Annotated in this window: 18 protein-coding genes, 1 tRNA gene and 1 pseudogene; 15 read left to right on the top strand and 5 right to left on the bottom strand. The window is 63.9% G+C overall.

Annotated features, from left to right (window positions below):
* Positions 1–6: 6 nt before the first annotated feature.
* The 3 genes from PP1Y_RS15230 to PP1Y_RS15240 all read left to right on the top strand — a co-directional run bounded on the left by PP1Y_RS15230 (position 7) and on the right by PP1Y_RS15240 (position 4094).
* On the top strand, positions 7–447 hold the full coding sequence (locus PP1Y_RS15230; protein ID WP_013833028.1) for a DUF2721 domain-containing protein: 441 nt from the start codon (positions 7–9) through the stop codon (positions 445–447).
* A 133-nt stretch (positions 448–580) separates the two neighbouring features.
* Complete coding sequence (gene asnB, locus PP1Y_RS15235; RefSeq protein WP_013833029.1) at positions 581–2500, top strand: asparagine synthase (glutamine-hydrolyzing); 1920 nt, start codon at positions 581–583, stop codon at positions 2498–2500.
* Positions 2490–4094: an FAD-dependent oxidoreductase gene (locus PP1Y_RS15240; RefSeq protein ID WP_013833030.1), complete on the top strand. Its 1605-nt coding sequence runs from the start codon at positions 2490–2492 to the stop codon at positions 4092–4094. Before asnB ends, PP1Y_RS15240 begins: the two co-directional genes overlap by 11 nt.
* Before the next feature lie 150 nt (positions 4095–4244).
* Here the strand turns inward: PP1Y_RS15240 and PP1Y_RS15245 are convergent, their stop codons facing one another.
* Positions 4245–6005, bottom strand: coding sequence for a fatty acyl-AMP ligase (locus PP1Y_RS15245; protein ID WP_013833031.1), 1761 nt, complete (start codon positions 6003–6005; stop codon positions 4245–4247).
* 149 nt (positions 6006–6154) lie between these two features.
* Between PP1Y_RS15245 and PP1Y_RS15250 the strand changes: the two genes are divergently transcribed.
* The 3 genes from PP1Y_RS15250 to PP1Y_RS15260 all read left to right on the top strand — a co-directional run bounded on the left by PP1Y_RS15250 (position 6155) and on the right by PP1Y_RS15260 (position 8057).
* Positions 6155–6709 carry a regulatory protein RecX gene (locus PP1Y_RS15250; protein WP_013833032.1) on the top strand — a complete coding sequence of 185 codons (555 nt, stop codon included), beginning with the start codon at positions 6155–6157 and terminating at the stop codon, positions 6707–6709.
* Between the two features lie 35 nt (positions 6710–6744).
* A complete protein-coding gene (locus tag PP1Y_RS15255; RefSeq protein WP_013833033.1) occupies positions 6745–7191 on the top strand; it encodes a DUF192 domain-containing protein in 447 nt (148 codons plus the stop codon).
* Between the two features lie 119 nt (positions 7192–7310).
* Positions 7311–8057 (top strand): SDR family oxidoreductase, encoded by a 747-nt coding sequence (locus PP1Y_RS15260; protein ID WP_041558900.1) that lies wholly within the window; start codon positions 7311–7313, stop codon positions 8055–8057.
* 98 nt (positions 8058–8155) lie between these two features.
* On the opposite strand, the gene PP1Y_RS15265 is transcribed toward PP1Y_RS15260, so the two are convergent.
* On the bottom strand, positions 8156–8485 hold the full coding sequence (locus PP1Y_RS15265; RefSeq protein ID WP_041558901.1) for a glycine zipper 2TM domain-containing protein: 330 nt from the start codon (positions 8483–8485) through the stop codon (positions 8156–8158).
* Between the two features lie 278 nt (positions 8486–8763).
* On the opposite strand from PP1Y_RS15265, the gene PP1Y_RS15270 reads away from it, so the two are divergent.
* On the top strand, positions 8764–9171 hold the full coding sequence (locus PP1Y_RS15270) for an NADH:ubiquinone oxidoreductase subunit NDUFA12 (protein WP_007011724.1): 408 nt from the start codon (positions 8764–8766) through the stop codon (positions 9169–9171).
* Positions 9172–9423: 252 nt separating this feature from the next.
* Positions 9424–9606: pseudogene (locus tag PP1Y_RS26375) on the top strand (DUF2155 domain-containing protein); the annotation flags it as partial.
* Positions 9607–9641: 35 nt separating this feature from the next.
* Here the strand turns inward: PP1Y_RS26375 and aat are convergent.
* The gene (gene aat / locus PP1Y_RS15280; RefSeq protein ID WP_013833036.1) at positions 9642–10442 is read right to left on the bottom strand and encodes a leucyl/phenylalanyl-tRNA--protein transferase; all 801 of its coding nucleotides are present in this window, start codon (positions 10440–10442) and stop codon (positions 9642–9644) included.
* 154 nt (positions 10443–10596) lie between these two features.
* Between aat and PP1Y_RS15285 the strand changes: the two genes are divergently transcribed.
* From PP1Y_RS15285 to nusG, 4 genes are all read left to right on the top strand, one after another.
* A tRNA-Trp gene (locus tag PP1Y_RS15285) sits at positions 10597–10672 on the top strand.
* Between the two features lie 223 nt (positions 10673–10895).
* Positions 10896–12407, top strand: a complete 1512-nt coding sequence (locus tag PP1Y_RS15290) for a hypothetical protein (protein ID WP_013833037.1) — start codon at positions 10896–10898, stop codon at positions 12405–12407.
* Positions 12408–12538: 131 nt separating this feature from the next.
* Positions 12539–12733 (top strand): preprotein translocase subunit SecE, encoded by a 195-nt coding sequence (gene secE / locus PP1Y_RS15295; RefSeq protein ID WP_007011721.1) that lies wholly within the window; start codon positions 12539–12541, stop codon positions 12731–12733.
* Between the two features lie 29 nt (positions 12734–12762).
* Positions 12763–13299, top strand: a complete 537-nt coding sequence (gene nusG / locus PP1Y_RS15300) for a transcription termination/antitermination protein NusG (RefSeq protein WP_013833038.1) — start codon at positions 12763–12765, stop codon at positions 13297–13299.
* A 21-nt stretch (positions 13300–13320) separates the two neighbouring features.
* On the opposite strand, the gene PP1Y_RS15305 is transcribed toward nusG, so the two are convergent.
* Together PP1Y_RS15305 and PP1Y_RS15310 are read right to left on the bottom strand one after the other, a co-directional pair.
* Positions 13321–14016, bottom strand: a complete 696-nt coding sequence (locus PP1Y_RS15305; protein ID WP_013833039.1) for a GNAT family N-acetyltransferase — start codon at positions 14014–14016, stop codon at positions 13321–13323.
* Positions 14013–14426: a MarR family winged helix-turn-helix transcriptional regulator gene (locus PP1Y_RS15310; protein ID WP_232512707.1), complete on the bottom strand. Its 414-nt coding sequence runs from the start codon at positions 14424–14426 to the stop codon at positions 14013–14015. Before PP1Y_RS15310 ends, PP1Y_RS15305 begins: the two co-directional genes overlap by 4 nt.
* A gap of 269 nt (positions 14427–14695) precedes the next feature.
* Between PP1Y_RS15310 and PP1Y_RS15315 the strand changes: the two genes are divergently transcribed.
* The 3 genes from PP1Y_RS15315 to rplK all read left to right on the top strand — a co-directional run bounded on the left by PP1Y_RS15315 (position 14696) and on the right by rplK (position 17531).
* On the top strand, positions 14696–15772 hold the full coding sequence (locus PP1Y_RS15315) for an acyltransferase (protein WP_013833041.1): 1077 nt from the start codon (positions 14696–14698) through the stop codon (positions 15770–15772).
* 26 nt (positions 15773–15798) lie between these two features.
* The gene (locus PP1Y_RS15320; protein WP_013833042.1) at positions 15799–16890 is read left to right on the top strand and encodes an acyltransferase; all 1092 of its coding nucleotides are present in this window, start codon (positions 15799–15801) and stop codon (positions 16888–16890) included.
* 209 nt (positions 16891–17099) lie between these two features.
* Positions 17100–17531: a 50S ribosomal protein L11 gene (rplK, locus tag PP1Y_RS15325; RefSeq protein WP_013833043.1), complete on the top strand. Its 432-nt coding sequence runs from the start codon at positions 17100–17102 to the stop codon at positions 17529–17531.

Raw genomic sequence — 17531 nt, forward strand, 5'->3', positions numbered from 1 at the left:
ACGGGCATGATCGTCCAAACCATCCAGTTGGCATTGACGCCGGTCTTCGTCCTCGTTGCCATCGGCAATATCCTCAACATCCTCTCGACCCGGCTCGGCCGGGTCGTCGACCGGGCGCGCATCCTGCAGACGATGCACGAGAACACCGAGGGCACCGAGCACGACTTGGTGGTCCGGGAAATCCGCATCATCGACAAGCGCATCACGATCATCACCCAGGCCATCCGCATCATGGTGCTCTCGGGCCTTGCCATCGGTTCGACGGTCGCCGTCCTGTTTCTCGAAGGACTTGCGAGCTTCGACCTGCATGTCCTTGCCGCAGCAACCTTTCTGGTCTCGGTGGTGCTTCTGCTCTACGCGCTGATCCTGTTCCTGCGTGAGACGCAGGTTGCAGCCGAGGCGCTGCGCATCCCGCGCGATTACCTGGAACTCGACCGCGAGATCTGAGCCTGCATTTCCGGTCAGCGGGGGCAGGGCCTTTTCCACGATCCGAAAGCCTGCGATGCGCGGGGGCCTTTCCCTGAGGGGCCACCCGCTGTAACGCGGCTGTCACAGGCTTGGCGGCATAGGCAGGGCGAAAATGTGCGGTATTACCGGCTGGTACAGGCGCGGCGGCAGGCCGGTGCCGCGCGATGCGATCGTGCGGGCCTGCAATACGATCGTCCATCGCGGCCCTGACGACTGGGGCATCCACCTCGATGGCGACATCGGCCTCGGACACCGCCGCCTTTCCATCGTCGATCTCGAAGGCGGGCATCAGCCGATCTATTCGTCAGACGGGCGCTGGGCCATCGTCTTCAACGGCGAGGTCTACAACTTCCCGGAGTTGCGCGACGAGCTGGAGGCCTGGGGCTGGACCTTCTCGACGCATAGCGACACCGAGACGGTGCTGGCCGCCTATGTGCGTTGGGGCGACGATGTCTGGCCGATGCTGGAAGGCATGTACGGTCTGGCCATCTGGGACGCCAGGGAACGCCGCCTCGTCCTTGCCCGCGATCCTCTGGGTATCAAGCCGGTCTACTACACCCTGCAACAGGGGGGCATTGCCTTTGGTTCGGAGATCCGCACGCTGCGGGCGATGACCTCCCCTGACGGCGGCTCGCTCGATTTCTCGATCGATGAGCGCGGCGTCCATGACTTCTTCATGTTCGGGCACGTCCAGAAGCCGCGCTCGATCTGGCGCGAGGTCAAGACGCTGCCGCCCGGCCATGTCCTGCACATCGCTCCGGAGGGCGATCCCGAGCTTCGCCAGTTCTGGCGCCCGCAGTTCAGCGAGCGCGCGGGGCTTTCCGACGCGGAGTGGATCGAGGAAACGCAGCGCTGGGTTTCCGAGACCACGAAGCGGCACATGCTAGCCGACGTCACGGTCGGGGCATTTCTGTCCGGAGGGGTCGATTCCAGCGCAATCGTCGCGGCGATGGCCCGCCATGCGACGGCGCCGGTCAAGGCCTTCACCATGGGCTTTCCCGGCACCTCGATCGACGAGACCGAGGCGGCAGGACGCATCGCCAGGCACCTGGGCTGCGAGCACATCACCTTGCCGCTCGAACCGCAGGATGCCGGCGTCATGCTGCCGGAAGTGCAGCGCAGCCATGACGAACCCTGCGCGGCGACGGCGGCGGTTCCGGTCTGGCACCTTTCGAAACTGGCGGCCGAACATGTGAAGGTCGTGCTGTGCGGGGAAGGATCGGATGAGATCTTCGCTGGTTACAAGCGTCAGCGCACTGCCCTTGCCGCCGCGCGCACGGCACCTTTCCTGCGCATGCTCGAGCCGGTCCTGGCGGCGGTGGACCATGTGCCTGGCATGGGAGGCAAGCGGCTCAACTACCTGCGGCAGAACGCGCGCCGGTTCCGGCAGTCAGCCATGCTGGAAAGCAACTACCAGCGCTTCTTCCAGGGCACGCAGATTTCTACCCCGTGGGTGCGCGAGGACCTTTACGAAGAGGGATTTCACGCGCGGCAGGAAAGCGATCATCCCTTTGCCGACCTTGATCGAGAGTATTTCGGCTGGCCCGGCGCGCGCGATCTCGATCCTCTGGCGCAGTTCATGCTGGCGGACCTGACCGTCCACATGCCGTCCTCGCTGCTCAACCGCACGGATCGCGGATCGATGGCCCATTCGCTCGAGGCGCGCGTGCCGTTCCTCAGCCACAAGCTGGTCGACTGGGCGCTGACGATGCCGCGCCACATGAAGCTGCGCGGTAAGGTCGGCAAGTATGCCCTTAGAAAAGCAGCGGAACCCTGGCTGTTCCCGGGTGCGCTCGATGAACGCAAGCTGGGTTTCCAACTGCCCTTCGCCGAGTGGTTCAGCGGCGGCTTCGCCAGGTTCGCGCAGGAGGCCTGGATCTCGAGCGGGGCCTCGCGCAGCGGCTACTTGCGGCAGGACGCGGTCGAGAAGCTGTTTGCCGAGCATGCCGCGGGCCTCGCCAATCACGGTCGCATCCTCTACGCGATCGCCATGTTCTCCTGCTGGTGGGACCAGACTTTCGATGCTCGTTGACCTTGCCAAGAACCCCGAAGCTGCCGACCGCCAGTTCGACGTCTGCGTGATCGGCGCCGGCGCCGCCGGCGTGACCATCGCGCGCGAACTGATGCGGGCGGGTCATCAGGTGTGCCTGGCCGAAAGCGGCGGCATGGACTTCGAGGAGAAGACGCAGGCCCTCTACAAGGGCGAGAACATCGGCCACGAGTACTACGACCTGGAAGAATCGCGCCTGCGTTTCTTCGGCGGGACGGTATCGATCTGGGGCGGCCGATGCGCGTTGCTCGACGAAATCGACTTTGCCAAGCGTGCGTGGGTTCCGCACTCGGGCTGGCCGATCAGCCGCGATGACGTCATGCCGTATTACCGCCAGGCGCAGGACATCTTCGAGATCGGACCGTTCGAATGGGACGACGCGTACCGGCTCTGCGGCATTCCCGATCAGGGTTTCAGCCCCGAGAAGCTGGCGACTGACCTGTGGCGCTTCGACGAGGCGACCGAACGCTTTGCACAGGGCCGCGCAAGGGACCTGATCGACGCGCCGAACCTGACGATCCTGCTCCACGCCAATGTCGTGAACCTGCAGGCCAGCGCGAACGGGGCCGAGATCGAGCATGTCGAAGTGCGCACATTGGGCGGGCAGTCGGCCAGGCTCAAGGCGAAGCACTATGTGCTGGCCTGCGGTGCGATCGAGAACGTGCGGCTCATGCTGGCCTCGGACGACGTCTGCGCCGGCGGCATCGGCAATGGCCGCGACCAGCTCGGCCGCTTCTTCATGGAGCATCCGACGGGGCGCATCGGGAAGGTCGAGACCGACAGGCCCTTCGATCTCTGGGCCGCCTACCAGAAGCGCTTCATGAAGTCCGGACCGCCGCTGGCCCCGGTACTGCGTCTGGCCGACGGCCTGCAGGAAGCCGAAGGTGCGATGAACTCGATCGTCACCTTCAAGTTGCAGCGCCCGCCGGAAAAGGGCGTGGCGCTGGGCAACAAGCTCTACGGCACGATCAAGCACTCGCTCAAGCCGGACCGAACCGGGCGCAAGCTCGATCATATCTACAGGGGGCTGCGGGCATGGTTCCACCGCGTCGTGCGCGAACGGGTGGAGGCGGCCATGGCCAATACCGGCATGACCGGTCTCTACATGATCGTTCGCGGCGAGCAGGCGCCCAATCCGGACAGCCGCATCGTCCTGTCGCAGACCCGCAATGCCCTGGGGGAACGGCAGGCCGACCTCAACTGGCAGCTCGATCCGCTCGACAAGCACACGGCGCGCGTGTTCGCCCGTGTCTTCGGTGAGGAGCTTGAGCGCATGGGCCGGGGCTCGGTGACGCCGAGCGAGTGGATCAGCGAGGCAGGCAATGACTGGCCGGTCGATCCCACCGTCGGCAACCACCCCATCGCCGGCTATCATCACATGGGCGGCACGCGCATGAGCGACGATCCGGCGAGCGGCGTCGTCGATGCCCACTGCAAGGTTCACGGCGTGGCGAACCTGCACCTTGCGGGCAGCTCGGTCTTCGCAACGGCGGGCTGGGCCAATCCGACCTTCACCCTGGTGGCGCTGGCGCTCAGGCTGGCGGAGCGGCTCGACGGACAGCTACGGGCAAGGTGACTGCTTGCCGTCCCCGGGCTGACCGTGGATTATCAGATTGTTGGTTGAGCCCTCCGGAACAGGCGTAATGGCCCTGAAACGGAAACAGCCCGGAGCGGCTTGACGCGGCGCCGGGCTGCTGGATCCTGGATGGCCTGTCGGCGCGGCGGATCAGGCCGCAAGCCTGAACGGCTCGATCTCGCCCGACAGGTAAAGCTTCTTGGCCTTGGCACGGCTGAGCTTGCCCGAGCTGGTACGCGGCAGGCTCTTGGGCGGAACCAGTTCCACCACGCAGTTCATGCCGGTGATAGAGCGAACCTTGTCGCGGATCATCTCGTGCAGCTCAAGCCGCTTGACCGGATCGGACACGCGGCAGTGGACCAGCACGGCCGGGGCTTCCTCGCCGTTCTCCATCTCGACAGAGAAGGCGGCGATGTCGCCGTGGTTGAAGCCGGGCAACTGTTCGACGGCCCACTCGATGTCCTGCGGCCAGTGGTTCTTGCCGTTGATGATGATCATGTCCTTGGCGCGGCCGACGATGAAGAGGTAGCCCTCGGTCATGTAGCCCATGTCGCCGGTGTCCAGCCATCCGTCGACGAGGCAGGCCTCGGTCGCTTCCGGATCGCGGAAGTAGGAATGCATCACGCTGGTACCGCGGCACCAGACCTTGCCGATCTTGTGATCGCCCAGGGTCTGGCCGTTTTCGCCGCGGATCACGACTTCCATGTCGAGCACGGGCTTGCCGCAATTGACGATGGCGCGGTAGCGGGCCGGGCGGCTGAGGTCGCGCGGGGAGCCCGAAAGGCGTTCTTCCTCGACCAGCTCGACGCGGATGCCTTCGCCCGGGGGCATGATGGTGACGGCCAGCGTCGCCTCGGCAAGGCCATAGCTGGGCAGGAACGCGGAAGCCTTGAAGCCTGCATCGGCGAAGGCGTTGACGAAGTTCTGCATGACGTCGGGACGGATCATGTCCGCGCCGTTGCCGGCAAGGCGCCAGCGCGACAGGTCGAAGCGGTCCGACACCGGGCTCTGGCTGGAAATGCGGCGCGCGCAGATGTCGTAGCCGAACGTCGGCGAGTACGAGATCGAGGTGCCCCGGTTGCGGGTGATGAGGTCCAGCCATGCCAGCGGGCGGCGGGCGAAGTCCTCGGTCTTGAGGTAATCGCCCGAGACCTGATTCGCGATCAGCGAGAGGAAGCAGCCGACGAGGCCCATGTCATGGTACCAGGGCAGCCAGGAAATGCAGCGGTCGGTCTCGGTAAGCTGCATGCCGTGACTGTGCGCGGCGAGGTTCGACATCAGCGAACGGTGGGTGACGGCAACGCCGTGCGGGAAACGGGTCGAGCCGCTGGAGTACTGCAGGTAGCAGATATCGTCAGGCAGTGCCCTTGGCAGTTCGACTTCGGGCGCGTCCTTCGCCGCGAATTCGGACCACGTTGCATGGCCGCAGCCCTGCCGCTCTGCCGCGGCAGAGGTCAGGTGCGCGATTTCGTCCGGACCGATCAGCATGGCCGGGTCCGAACTGGAAAGCTGGACGGCAAGTTGCTCGATGTAGTTGTCCTTGCCGCCGAAGCTGGTGGGCAGGGGCAGCGGCACCGGCCACGCACCGGCATAGACGGTGGCGCAGAACAGGGCCGCGAAATCGGTGCCGGTCTCGGCAATCAGGGCAATGCGGTCACCCGGCTTCACGCCGCGCGCCACCAGCGCATAGGCCACTGCCCGTGCATCTTCGCGCAGTTCGCTGAAGGGATAGACGCGCGTCAGCGTGCCGCGCGGATCGTGGAAATTGAAGCCGCGCGAACCTTGCGCGGCATAATCCAATGCATCACAAAAGGTGTCGAAGTCGGCAAATCGACGGGGGAGCGCGTCCTCATTGGGAGTGCGGACAAGGTCCTTAGCCGCATTCGGCACCACGGAGATGGTGTCGCTCATATCTTCATAACCCGTTGTTGTTATACCGTTTTCCTTGCGGAACTGGGAGCTTCTAGCCGGTTTAACCTGAACCTTAGATAGCTGCCTTCAACGACCAAATTCCGCGCGCTCTCCCCATTCTGAGCCGACTGTGGCACGAATAGGGCAACATGTCTTCCAAGCGTCGCAATCCACAACCGTTGACGAAAGCCCGCCTCGAGGAATTGGCGCTGGCCTATGTCGCGCGCTTTGCAACGACGCAAGCAAAACTGCGCAGTTATCTTCAGCGCAAGCTGCGCGAGCGGGGATGGGAAGACGATGACGCTCCCGAACTCGATGACCTGGTCGGTCGATACGCGCAGCGCGGCTATGTCGACGATGCAAGCTGGGCGCGCATGAAGGCGGGCAGTCTGCTGCGCCGGGGCTACGGCGCGCGCCGCGTGGGCGAGGTGCTGCAGGTCGCCGGAGTGGATGACGATATCGCCGGGGACTTCCGGCCGGGTGAGCTGGAACAGCGCCGGGCCGCGCTGGTACTGGCACGGCGCAGGCGTTTCGGGCCGTTTGCCATTCAGGTTCCGGACATGGCGAAGCGGGAAAAGCAGATTGCCGCGATGATGCGGGCCGGACACAGGCTCGACATCGCCCGGCAGATCGTTGATGCCGACGATCCCGACGCGGTCGAGGACTGGGTCGAGTCGGTTTCCGGAGAAGATTCTTGCGCCTGAACAAAGCTTTCACTGCCGTTGCCGCCACGTTCCTGATGATCGTCGGGGGGTGTTCCCAGGGCGGGCAGGAGGCCGTCGCCAAGTCGGCCGCGCCTGCGGTTCATCCCATATCGGGGCTCGAAGTCGTGCCGCTGATCGTCAAGTCGCACGGCAAGGTCCACAAGTTCAGCGTTGAAGTGGCGAAGACCGAGGAAGAGCAGGCCAAGGGTCTCATGTTCCGAACCGAGATGGGGCCGGATGAAGGGATGATCTTCCCCGAAGACCCGCCACGCCGGCCGGCCTTCTGGATGCGCAACACGGTCATCCCCCTCGACATCATCTTCATCGGCACCGATCACCGCATTCTCAACATCGCGGCCAACGCCGTGCCCTACGACGAAACGCCGCTGCCGGCTGTCGGCATGGCAAGCGGCGTGCTCGAGCTGAATGGCGGCCGGGCGGCCGAGTTGGGGATCGAGCCGGGCGACAAGGTCGAGTGGTGAAGCGCCGCGGCCCCGCATCTTCTGCGCAATAGGCGAGGTGTCAGGCTCGTGCCTGCAACCTAGCATGCGATCCCGAATGCGCGCCAATGTCTGGCGTATCAAACTTTCGGGAGAATCGAATGAGCAAGCTGGCGGGCAGGATCGCCCTGGTTACGGGTGGATCGCGCGGCATCGGCCGGGAAGTCGCTCTCGCCCTGGCGGCCGAGGGCGCCGAGGTCTGCATCAATTACCGTAGCAACGCCGCTGCCGCCGATGAAGTCGTTGCCACGATCGCGGATAGGGGCGGGCAAGCCTTTGCCGTCCAGGGTGACGTCGGTTCGCTCGACGCGATCCATGCGATGTTCGCACAATTCGACGGTATGGCCGATGGCCTCGACATTCTGGTCAACAACGCGGGGATCGGGGAAATGGCCTCGATCGAAGAGACGGGGGAGTCGCTGTTCGACCTGACCATGCGGGTCAACGCCAAGGGGCCGTTCTTCGTGACGCAGGAAGCGCTCAGGCGCATGCGGAACGGGGGGCGGATCGTGAACCTGTCATCGATGGTGGCGCGCACGGCCTATGCCTCATGCATTGCCTACGCGATGAGCAAGGCGGCGGTGGACCACTTCACCCGTTCGCTGGCGCAGGAGGTGGGTGCGCGCGGCATTACCGTGAATGCCGTTGCTCCGGGCGCGACGATGACCGACTTCGCACCGGGCCTGTTCAATGACCCGGACACCGTCCAGGTCCTTGCAGAAGCCGCGGCGCTCAAGCGGGTGGGAGAGCCCAAGGACATCGCCCGCGTCATTTCCTTCCTGTGCGGACCAGAAGGAGGTTGGGTCAGCGGTCAGGTGATCGAGGCCAGTGGCGGCATGCATCTATAGGTGTCGGAGATCAGGCAATGATCACAAAATGGCGCCCCGGGGTTTCGGCCAGGGCGCCTTTTGTTTGTCCGTCGGATGAATTCCGTGCGGATCAGGTCTTAGCGGCAGCGGGCCGGGCGGCTCGAATTGCGATCGATCTCGCGGCCGAGGAGGGCACCGGCGCCAGCGCCGATGATCGTGCCGACCGTCTTGTCGCGGCCGCCATCGACGGCGCGTCCGATGAGGGCACCGGCAACGCCGCCAATGAGCAGTCCGGTCGTTCCGTCCGACTTCTTGCAATAGTAGCGGCCATTATCGCCCCGCCAGTAGCGGATGCCGTTGTCGGTCCTGTGATAATGCCGCTGCTTCGCGAGGGCCGGGGTCGCGGTCACGACGGCGGTGGGGACAGTGAGAGCCGCCATGGTGGCGGCGATGATGGCTTTACGCATGGTGGATCACCTCCGTTGCTCTGCGTGTTTCGCGAATGGAACGCGCTCCATCGTGTCACGATCCACAACGCCAGATGAACGGCTGCAAATGACGGAAAATCAGCGGCGAGTGGTGGTCGCGCTGCGGTGAAGCGGGGTCAGGGCGCAGCCATCTAGGGCGCCGGGTCCGTCGATCCGGCTCTTATGTCCTCGCCTGGCCGCGAATTTTCTCGCTGCCCGGTGGGCAAAGCGCTTCAACGTGCTTGGCATCGCGGGCGAAGGGCGCTAACGCGCGGCTCATGGGAATCCTGTCGAAGATCTTCACCTGGTGGGATGGTGCGACCATCGGAACCTCGCTCTGGAGCTCGCGTCACGGCGAGCACGTCGGAACCGACGCGCAGGGCAACAAGTACTATCGCTCGAAGGGCGACAAGACGAAGACCACCGAAGGCTATGAGCGCCGCTGGGTCATCTACGCCGGCGCCAACGATGCAAGCCGCGTGCCGGCCGAATGGCATGGCTGGCTGCATCACTCCTATGACGGTGTCCCCGAAAGCCACCTGCCGCCGCCGCGGATCTGGGAAGTCGACTATACGCCGAACGCCACCGGCACGGCGCAGGCCTACCTGCCGCAGGGCGCGCTGGAGCGTGGCGGCAGGCGTGCGGCTGCCACCGGCGATTATGAAGCCTGGTCGCCGGACGCCTGAAGCCTAGTGATGCGGGCCCGCGGCTCACGAATCTCCGCGCTGGCGTTGACTGCCTGCCTTCTGGCTCTTGCCGGGTGCAGGGGCGAACCTGAACCCGAAGCCGAAGACACCAGCGTCCCCGAGGCGCTGGCCGGCATGCAGGCAGGCCCTGCCCAGGCCGTTCAGGGCCAGCGGATCGGTACGCCCAACAAGGATCGTGTCGTCACTCTCGGCGTGCTCAACAAGCGCAATAACCTGACCCAGGATCTCAAGATGAAGCCGGGCGAAACCCGGCGCATCGGTAACCTCGTGGTCAAGGTCGCGACCTGCGAAAAGACGCTGCCCTGGGAAAAGCCGCAGGAAGAGGGCGCCTTCGTCCAGGTCTTCGTGGAAGATCGCAGGACCTCGAAGGAAAAGCTCGCCTGGCAAAAGGTGTTCTCAGGCTGGCTGTTCAAGAATTCGCCGGGCCTCAACGTGGTCGAGCACCCGGTTTACGATGTCTGGGTCAAGTCCTGCGCGATGAGCTTCCCGGGGCAGGACGCCAGTCCCGCTTCGGCTGCATCCTCCAGCAATGCGGCGAAGCCTTCCGGCAGCGAAAGCACGCCTGAGCCCAATCCTGCGCCCAGCCCCGCGCCGACTCCGGCCCCTGCGCCGTCCCCGAGCCCGACTGCTTCCGCATCGGATTCCAGCGCGAACTGAGCGGCTTTTAGCAACGTCAGATAGCGCTTCTGCGGCATTTCCACCGCGCCGAGGGAGGCGAGGTGCGCCGTGATGAACTGGCAATCGAGCAGGATGGCACTTGCGCGGCGCAGCGCCGCAACGAGCCAGGCGAGGGCGACCTTCGACGAATCGGGCACGCGCGAAAACATCGATTCGCCGCAGAACACCCGGTCGAACCCGACGCCGTAGAGCCCCCCGACAAGTTGCCGCCCGCTGCCGTCTGCCGATTCCTGCCAGCATTCGATCGAATGGGCATGGCCCAGGAAGTGCAGGTTCTCGTAGCTGTCCTGGATCCGGTGGCTGATCCAGCTGCCGCCTTCGTCGTCATCCTCCCGCACGGCGCGCGGGGCGGCGCAGGCTTCCATCACGTCCGAGAACGCCTCGTTGCAGGTCACGGTGAAGCGGCCGCGCCGCAGCGTGCGTGCCAGCGACTTCGACAGGTGGAAGCCGTCGAGGGGCAGAATTGCCCGCTGGCGCGGCTCGATCCAGAAAATTTCCGGATCGTCGCGGCTGTCCGCCATCGGGAAAATCCCGCTGCGGTAAGCGAGCATGAGCAGTTCGGGCTCGATCATGTTCGCGGTTCGCGGTGCGTGCACGGTGGTTTCCGAGGCCTTGTTCCTGGCGGTATTGCCTTGCGGGATCTTAGCAAATCGTTGTGGCGTCGAATATCTTGTAAGGACACTCTTGTAATCCGTCGCGGCTCCATCTAGAGGCCACGGCGCCCGCAGGAGTGTAGCTCAGTTGGTAGAGCATCGGTCTCCAAAACCGAGGGCCGCGGGTTCGAATCCTGCCACTCCTGCCAAATTTCCCGAAAATCGTTGAGTTCGAAGCTTTCCCCTCATGGGGCGATGATTCGCCACGCGCTCATGCGATGGGAATTTGCGGCGAGCGGAAATCGGCTGTATCGCTGGCAGGCTTGCCAATCGCCTTGTGACGATTAGGAGGGCCGCGTCCTGCGACTCGGACCGTATGGTCCATCCGGGGCTCACGTTCTTGGTGGCGTATCGGGGAAGATTCAGTCGCAGATGCACGGAACCGCGCGGCACAATACGGTCGAGACAAGCGCGTCAGGTGGACTGAAACGCGACGAAGCGCTCTGGCTTGGCATTTTCCTGTCATTCCTTGCAGCCCTGCCGGCCCTGCTGGCGTGGACGCCGCAGATGACCGACTATCCTTCGCATCTCGCCGGCTACCAGATCATGGTCGATCACGGGCGCGACCCGTTCCTGACCAAGTATTTCCAGTTCAAGTGGGAATGGACCGGCAACCTCGGTGTGGAACTGCTGATGGTGCCGATGGCGCCGCTGTTCGGGATCGAACTGGCGGGTCGCATCATCGTCGCGCTGATCCCGATTCTCACCGGGCTTTCGATCATTTCGGTCAGTTGGACGCTCCGCCGCCGCGTCGGCGTAGGCGCCATCCTGGCCTTCGCGACGATCTGGTCGCCCTCGCTCTTGATGGGGTTCCTCAACTACTCGCTCTCGGTCGCGCTTGCGCTGTTCGCGTTTGCGGTCTGGGCGCAGCTTGACGAGCGCCCCTGGACGCGGCGCCTGCTGTTCATCCCGGTGGGCTTCGTCGTGTGGCTCTGCCATGTTTCGGGTTGGGGCGTGCTGGGCGTCATGGTCTTCGGCTATGAATGGACCAAGCGGCGCGGTTGGCTGGACTGGCGCCCGTTCCTCAAGCCCTGGCCGCTGATCTTCCCGCTTGTCCCGATGCTCCTTGGCATGGGCGCCAATTCCAAGGTGTCCTACGGCGGCGGTGTGCTCGAGTACAAATGGGGCATCCTCTACAAGGCGATGCGCAGCTACGACTACCTGCTGGACGTGACCAGCGTGGCCGTGCTGGCGCTGGTCCTGTTCGTGGCCTTCGTTACCCGCCGGATCGACGGGCGCATGGGTTGGGCGGCGCTTATCCTCTTCGGCCTGACGCTGGTGGTGCCGCGGCAGATCTTCGGCGGCGACTATGCCGACTATCGCCTCAGCACGACGGCGCTCCTCGTCGCGTGCCTTGCCATCAACTGGCCTGCGCCGCGCTGGGGCCTGGCGCTTTCAGGCCTCCTGTTCACGAGCCGCCTCGCGATCACGTCGGTGGTCTGGTACCAGGACGCGCAGACAGCGCGCCAGATGATCGCCGCGCTCGACTACATGCCCGAGGGCGCGAAAGTGGCGACGGCCGTGGCGATCCCGCGCAGCCAGTGGCTGTTCGGTCCCTTCGAGCATTTCGGCAGCTATGCCGTCGTCCGGCGCAGCGCGATGGAAAATTCCAACTTCGCCTTGCCCGACGTGCACATGCTGACGATGCGCGAGACCGCTTTCCGCTTTGCCGATCCGACGCAGCGCATCCTCTACTCCTCGAACCAGCGGATAGACCTGCGCAAGTTCCGTCCCGCGCTCCATGCCGAGTACCTGTGGTACATCGGCAGGGCGAAGCCGGTGGCGCTGCCGGACGGGGCCCGGATCCTCTACAGCACGTCCAACTCGTTCCTTGCACGACTTGCCATACCGGCAGACCTTGCAAATCCGGTGGACGGAAGCTAAGTCGCATCTTCCTTCCGACAAGCGGATAACATTTGCCCCTCCCGGCCCCGGCCGGGGCGGCGATGTCCCCTAGCCGGAAGAGATGAGAGTTTTTTCTCAGGCATCAGGCAAGAGACACGAGAGCAACTGACATGGCCAAGACCACTCCCGGCGAATTCATCCGGCAGGTGCGCGCAGAAGCCTCCAAGATTCACTGGCCCTCGCGCCAGGAAACTGTGACGACGGCGATCTTCGTCGGCATCATGACGGTGCTGCTCGCCACGTTCTTTCTTGGAATCGACGCGCTGTTCGGCTGGGTCGTCAGCTCGCTTCTGTCGCTGCTGTGATCGCCTGAAAACCGGAAGAAGAGAGAACCATGGCCCGTTGGTATATCATCCACGCCTACTCCGGCTTCGAGAACAAGGTTAAGGAAGCGATCCTGGCCGAGGCGGAGCGGATGGGGCTGTCGCAGCTCGTCGAGGAAGTGCAGGTCCCGCACGAGAACGTCACCGAAGTGAAGCGTGGCAAGAAGGTGCAGGTCGAGCGCAAGACCATGCCCGGCTACGTCCTCGCCAAGCTGACGCTCAACGATGACGTCTATCACCTCGTGAAGAACACCCCGAAGGTCACCGGTTTCCTGGGATCCAGCGGCAAGCCGCAGGCAATCAGCGAGAGCGAGGCCGCGCGCTACTTCGGTGCCGCCGAGGCCGCTGCTGCAGAGCCGCGCAAGCAGATCAACATCGATTACGAGATCGGCGATTCGGTGAAGGTCCTCGACGGTCCGTTTGCCAGCTTCAACGGTATCGTCGAAGAACTCGATTTCGACAAGAACCGCGTCAAGGTTTCGGTGTCGATCTTCGGCCGCGCCACGCCGGTCGAGCTCGACTTCGAGCACGTCGAACTCAGCAAGTAATCCGTTCCGGCGCCGCGCCTGTCAGGGTGCGGCGTCATACAGCGTCATCCAGACGCGGGCGCGTTCGGCAAAGCCGAGGTGCCCATAAAGCGCCAGCGCGCTTTCATTGTCCGCATAGCTGTGCAGGAACGGCACGCGGTCTTCTTCCAGGATATCGGCGATAACCTTGCGCATCAGCCGCGAGGCAATGCCGCGGCCGCGCACTTGAGGCAGGGCGCAGACGCCGCTGACTTCGACGAAGCCGGGAACCCGCATGCGTTGCCCGGCCATGGCGACGAGCCTGCCGTCTTCGAATATTCCCCAGAACTGTCCGAGGTCTGCGGTACTGTCTGCAAACGGGCCGGGTTCGGTCAGCCGTGCCAATGCCAGCATCTGCGGGTAGTGGCTGCGGGTCAGCTTTACCATGGCGGTATCGTCGAGGGCAGGGCGGTTCCCCGTAAAGACGAGCTGGATTCCCTGGCGGCGCTTGGTCACGCGCGTTCCTTCGGGCTCCATCGCTTGCCCGGCCTCTTGTTCCATTTCGACGATGAATAGGGCGCCGTGCTTCCGGATGAGAGCGGAAAGATCCGCCTGGCTCTCCGGCGAACGGTCCTGCGTTGCCGCGAGCGGACCGATGTCCGGACGGTAGCGCCGGGCCTTGCCCGATCCGATGGCATATCCTGCCTGCTCGCCGGTCAGGGCATTCCAGATGAGACGGTCGAGGACATGCTCGCTCATGCTCCGATCCCTTGATTGCGCATGGCGCGCAGGCGCTGTTCGAACGGGCTCCTTTCCAGGGCTTGGTCGAGGCGAGCGAGATGGCCCAGCAGGTCGTCCGGAGGGCCTTCGCACAAGTCGGCCACGGCGCGCTGCACAAGCGGGAATACATGGAGCTGAACGCGGGAGAGAAGTGTGCGCCCGGCTTCGCTCAGGGCATAGGCACGCAGGCGCTGGTCGCCATCGTTCAATACCGGCTCGATCAGCCCCTCGGCCAGCAGCTTGCCGATGCCGCGGGTGATGCCGGGCTGGCTCAGGTCAAGGCGCCGGGCCAGCGCGCCGACAGTCATCGGTCCGTGTTCCAGGGCGACAATGATGGGAAACTGGGCGGGTTGCAGGGTGATGCCTTCCAGCCCTGCCAGTTCGGACACGCCTGTCTGCAAACGTTCGCCAAGTCGGCGAAATCGGCTTCCCAGACACAGGAATCCAAGCTCGGCAATCAAGTCTTCAGCCTTGGTATCATCACTTTTCATACCATGCTATATACCTCAGTATGCAATGATCCGCAATTGCCCTTTTTGCATTGAATAACGCAGGCAATGACAGCAAATTTCTATATTTATCATAGATTTATATATCGCTTAGCGCGATATTAACTAATCGATCGCTACCCTGTTCGGAACATTCGGGGGAATCGAAGATGCGACAAACGCACGACGCGTTTGGAGGGGGCGTGGTCCGATTGGGGCAACTCGACGGCCTTCGCGGCATTGCCGTTCTGGTCATTGTTCTTGGCTACCAGGCGCAGGCCCTCTTCGCGGCAGGCTCGTTCGACCATGCGGGACCGGTGATCGGCTGGCTTCATGCCTGGGGCTGGAGCATCGTCGACCTGTTCTTCGTCATCTCCGGCTTCATCTTCGCGCACATCTACGTCGGGGGGCGAGGGCTTGGCAGTCGCGATGAACTGGTGTCGTTCACCTTCGGCCGCGTGGCGCGGCTCTATCCCCTGCATCTCTTACTGCTGATACTGTGCGCCGCGCTCTATTGGGGCGCTCCGCAGAATGGCGAGGCCGCGCTGTTGACCCACCTGCTTATGTTGCAGGGACTGGTGCAGCCGGCAGTGCAGTCCTTCAACCCTGCCGCGTGGCTCCTATCGGTCGAGGCGATCTGCTGCGGCTTCTTCGGGCTGGCGCTTCATGCCGGACGACCGACGCTGCTCAAGTTTTCGGTCGCTGCCATTTTCGTAAGTACGGTCTTCGTCCTCACTTTCGGTCTGCCGGGAGGGCCGTGGAACCAGGACCTGCTGATGCGCGGCATTCTTGGCTTCTTCATCGGCCAGATCCTGTGGCGGCGACGGGTTGAGCTTCGCAAGTCCTCCCCGCTCTTGCTTTCGGTCATCTTCGTGCTCGCGATTGCGCTGGATATGGGCAACGTCAGCCCGCTCCTGCCGCTCAGTCTCCTTGCCTGGCCGTCCCTGCTGCTGCTGGCCCTGCGCATTCCGCTGCTGGAAAGCCGCGTCCTGCTCTGGCTGGGCGATCGCAGCTACGCGATTTTTCTGGTCCATGTGCCCCTGCTCGATTTGATCGTGCGGATCATCGGCAGGCAGGAAGGCAGCGGCTGGTTCATGCTCGGGGCGACCCTCCTTTACGGGCTGGCCGTCCTGATCGCGTCCGAACTTCTCTATCTGCTTGCCGAGGTGCCGACCCGGCGACTTGTGCGCGGCCGCATCGATATGCGCGATGTCGGCTTAACCCGGGCGTTACCGAGCAGGGGCTAAGAGCCGCCAGTCAATGAGGAGTTGAAATGGATCGGGCGGCAGATGGGCCAGGGCGCGATGTCGGGAGGCTGATACGTCTCGACGGATTGCGCGGGCTGGCGGCCTGCGGTGTCGCATTTCTCTACCACGCGCAGCAGCTGTTCCTCCCGGGGATGCATGGAAACGAGCCGCGTCTCTATGACTGGTTTCACGACTGGGGCTGGACTCTCGTCGATCTGTTCTTCCTCATTTCCGGCTATATCTTCGCGCATGTCTATCTGGGAGAGAACGCGGAAGAGGGCGGTCAACCCCTGACCCGCGGCGGGTTGCTGGATTTTGCCGTCGCACGCTTTGCCCGGCTCTATCCCCTGCATCTGCTGACGCTGCTGGTCTGCGCTGCCCTGTTCTTCACGGCGCCGGGCAATACCGCAATCGCCTTCGGGGCGCATCTGATGATGCTGCAGGCTTTCGTTCAGCCCGTTGCCCATACTTTCAACGGGCCGAGTTGGTCGATTTCGGTTGAGGTGATTTGCTACGTGCTCTTCGCCCTGGGCGCGGCGGGTGGCCGCAGGACACTGCGGCTGGTGACGGCGTTTGCTATCGTGGGAGCCCTCGCGCATTTCGTGCTGCAGGGGCGGGCTGGCGGTCCGTGGGTCGGTGACGGTCTGCCGCGCGGGCTCCTCGGCTTCTTTCTTGGGCAAGTCATGTGGCATTGCCGCGCGCGACTGTCGCAGGCGTCGAGTGCGCTGCTGGTCTGCATGCTGGCCTTCGGGCTTGCTCTCGACATGGGCGGGCGCAGTTCGCTGCTGCCGCTTACGCTTTATGCCTGGCCCGCCGTCCTGCTGCTGAGCTTGCGCGCGCCTTTCATGGGCAGTGCACCCATGCAGTGGTTGGGAGACCGCAGCTACGGGATCTATCTGATCCACATGCCGGTCCTGCAACTTTTCCAGTCACGGCTCGGTGAATTGCCTGGAAAAGGAACGACGCAACTCGTCGTGATCGCTGCATTCGCAGGCACGGTCCTCATCCTCGCGGACCTGTGCTATCGCCTGGTCGAGCAGCCGAGCCGCCGCGCGATCCGGCGCACCTGGCTGCGCCGCAGGCGGAACATCGGCGCAGGTATGGCCAGTCCTGTCTGATCAGGCGGTCCGGCGAGCGCCGTCGGACCATACAACTCATGCTTTCCTTTTCTCCCGATATCGTTTAGGGGCGCGCCCTTCGGATCGGCCTTGCCGATGCGATTCCCGGCGGGAGGATGCTTGGCGCATCCGTCATACCGCTAAACATGAGTGCCCGATCTCGCGGATTTGCGCGGGGTCTGGCGCGAAAGTGTGAAAGGAGCGGCCTCATGGCCAAGAAGATCGAAGGTTACATCAAGCTGCAGGTGCCTGCCGGCGCCGCAAATCCCTCTCCGCCGATCGGCCCTGCCCTGGGTCAGCGCGGCGTGAACATCATGGAATTCTGCAAGGCGTTCAATGCCGCCACGCAGGAGATGGAAAAGGGCATGCCGATCCCGACCATCATCACGGTCTATGCGGATCGCAGCTTCACGTTCGTCACCAAGACCCCGCCTGCCACCTTCCTCATCAAGAAGGCCGCCAACCTCAAGTCCGGCTCGAAGGAGCCCGGCAAGGTTTCGGCCGGAAAGATCGCGCGCTCGAAGCTGTCCGAGATCGCCGAGATCAAGATGAAGGACCTCAACGCCAACGACATCGAAGCGGCTACCCGCATCATCGAAGGCTCGGCCCGCGCGATGGGCCTCGAAGTGGTGGAGGGCTGA

Source organism: Novosphingobium sp. PP1Y, assembly GCF_000253255.1.
In the GTDB taxonomy this organism is placed as follows: domain Bacteria; phylum Pseudomonadota; class Alphaproteobacteria; order Sphingomonadales; family Sphingomonadaceae; genus Novosphingobium.

Bases quoted from the DNA above. Each gene is read 5' to 3' on its own strand.
- PP1Y_RS15260 (WP_041558900.1), top strand. From the start codon at position 7,311: ATGAGCAAGCTGGCGGGCAGGATCGCCCTGGTTACGGGTGGATCGCGC.
- PP1Y_RS15305 (WP_013833039.1), bottom strand. From the start codon at position 14,016: ATGAGCGAGCATGTCCTCGACCGTCTCATCTGGAATGCCCTGACCGGC.
- PP1Y_RS15320 (WP_013833042.1), top strand. From the start codon at position 15,799: ATGGATCGGGCGGCAGATGGGCCAGGGCGCGATGTCGGGAGGCTGATA.
- aat (WP_013833036.1), bottom strand. From the start codon at position 10,442: ATGATCGAGCCCGAACTGCTCATGCTCGCTTACCGCAGCGGGATTTTC.
- PP1Y_RS15245 (WP_013833031.1), bottom strand. From the start codon at position 6,005: ATGAGCGACACCATCTCCGTGGTGCCGAATGCGGCTAAGGACCTTGTC.
- PP1Y_RS15240 (WP_013833030.1), top strand. From the start codon at position 2,490: ATGCTCGTTGACCTTGCCAAGAACCCCGAAGCTGCCGACCGCCAGTTC.
- PP1Y_RS15290 (WP_013833037.1), top strand. From the start codon at position 10,896: ATGCACGGAACCGCGCGGCACAATACGGTCGAGACAAGCGCGTCAGGT.
- rplK (WP_013833043.1), top strand. From the start codon at position 17,100: ATGGCCAAGAAGATCGAAGGTTACATCAAGCTGCAGGTGCCTGCCGGC.
- PP1Y_RS15270 (WP_007011724.1), top strand. From the start codon at position 8,764: ATGGGAATCCTGTCGAAGATCTTCACCTGGTGGGATGGTGCGACCATC.
- PP1Y_RS15250 (WP_013833032.1), top strand. From the start codon at position 6,155: ATGTCTTCCAAGCGTCGCAATCCACAACCGTTGACGAAAGCCCGCCTC.
- PP1Y_RS15265 (WP_041558901.1), bottom strand. From the start codon at position 8,485: ATGCGTAAAGCCATCATCGCCGCCACCATGGCGGCTCTCACTGTCCCC.
- secE (WP_007011721.1), top strand. From the start codon at position 12,539: ATGGCCAAGACCACTCCCGGCGAATTCATCCGGCAGGTGCGCGCAGAA.
- PP1Y_RS15315 (WP_013833041.1), top strand. From the start codon at position 14,696: ATGCGACAAACGCACGACGCGTTTGGAGGGGGCGTGGTCCGATTGGGG.
- asnB (WP_013833029.1), top strand. From the start codon at position 581: ATGTGCGGTATTACCGGCTGGTACAGGCGCGGCGGCAGGCCGGTGCCG.
- PP1Y_RS15255 (WP_013833033.1), top strand. From the start codon at position 6,745: ATGATCGTCGGGGGGTGTTCCCAGGGCGGGCAGGAGGCCGTCGCCAAG.
- nusG (WP_013833038.1), top strand. From the start codon at position 12,763: ATGGCCCGTTGGTATATCATCCACGCCTACTCCGGCTTCGAGAACAAG.
- PP1Y_RS15230 (WP_013833028.1), top strand. From the start codon at position 7: ATGATCGTCCAAACCATCCAGTTGGCATTGACGCCGGTCTTCGTCCTC.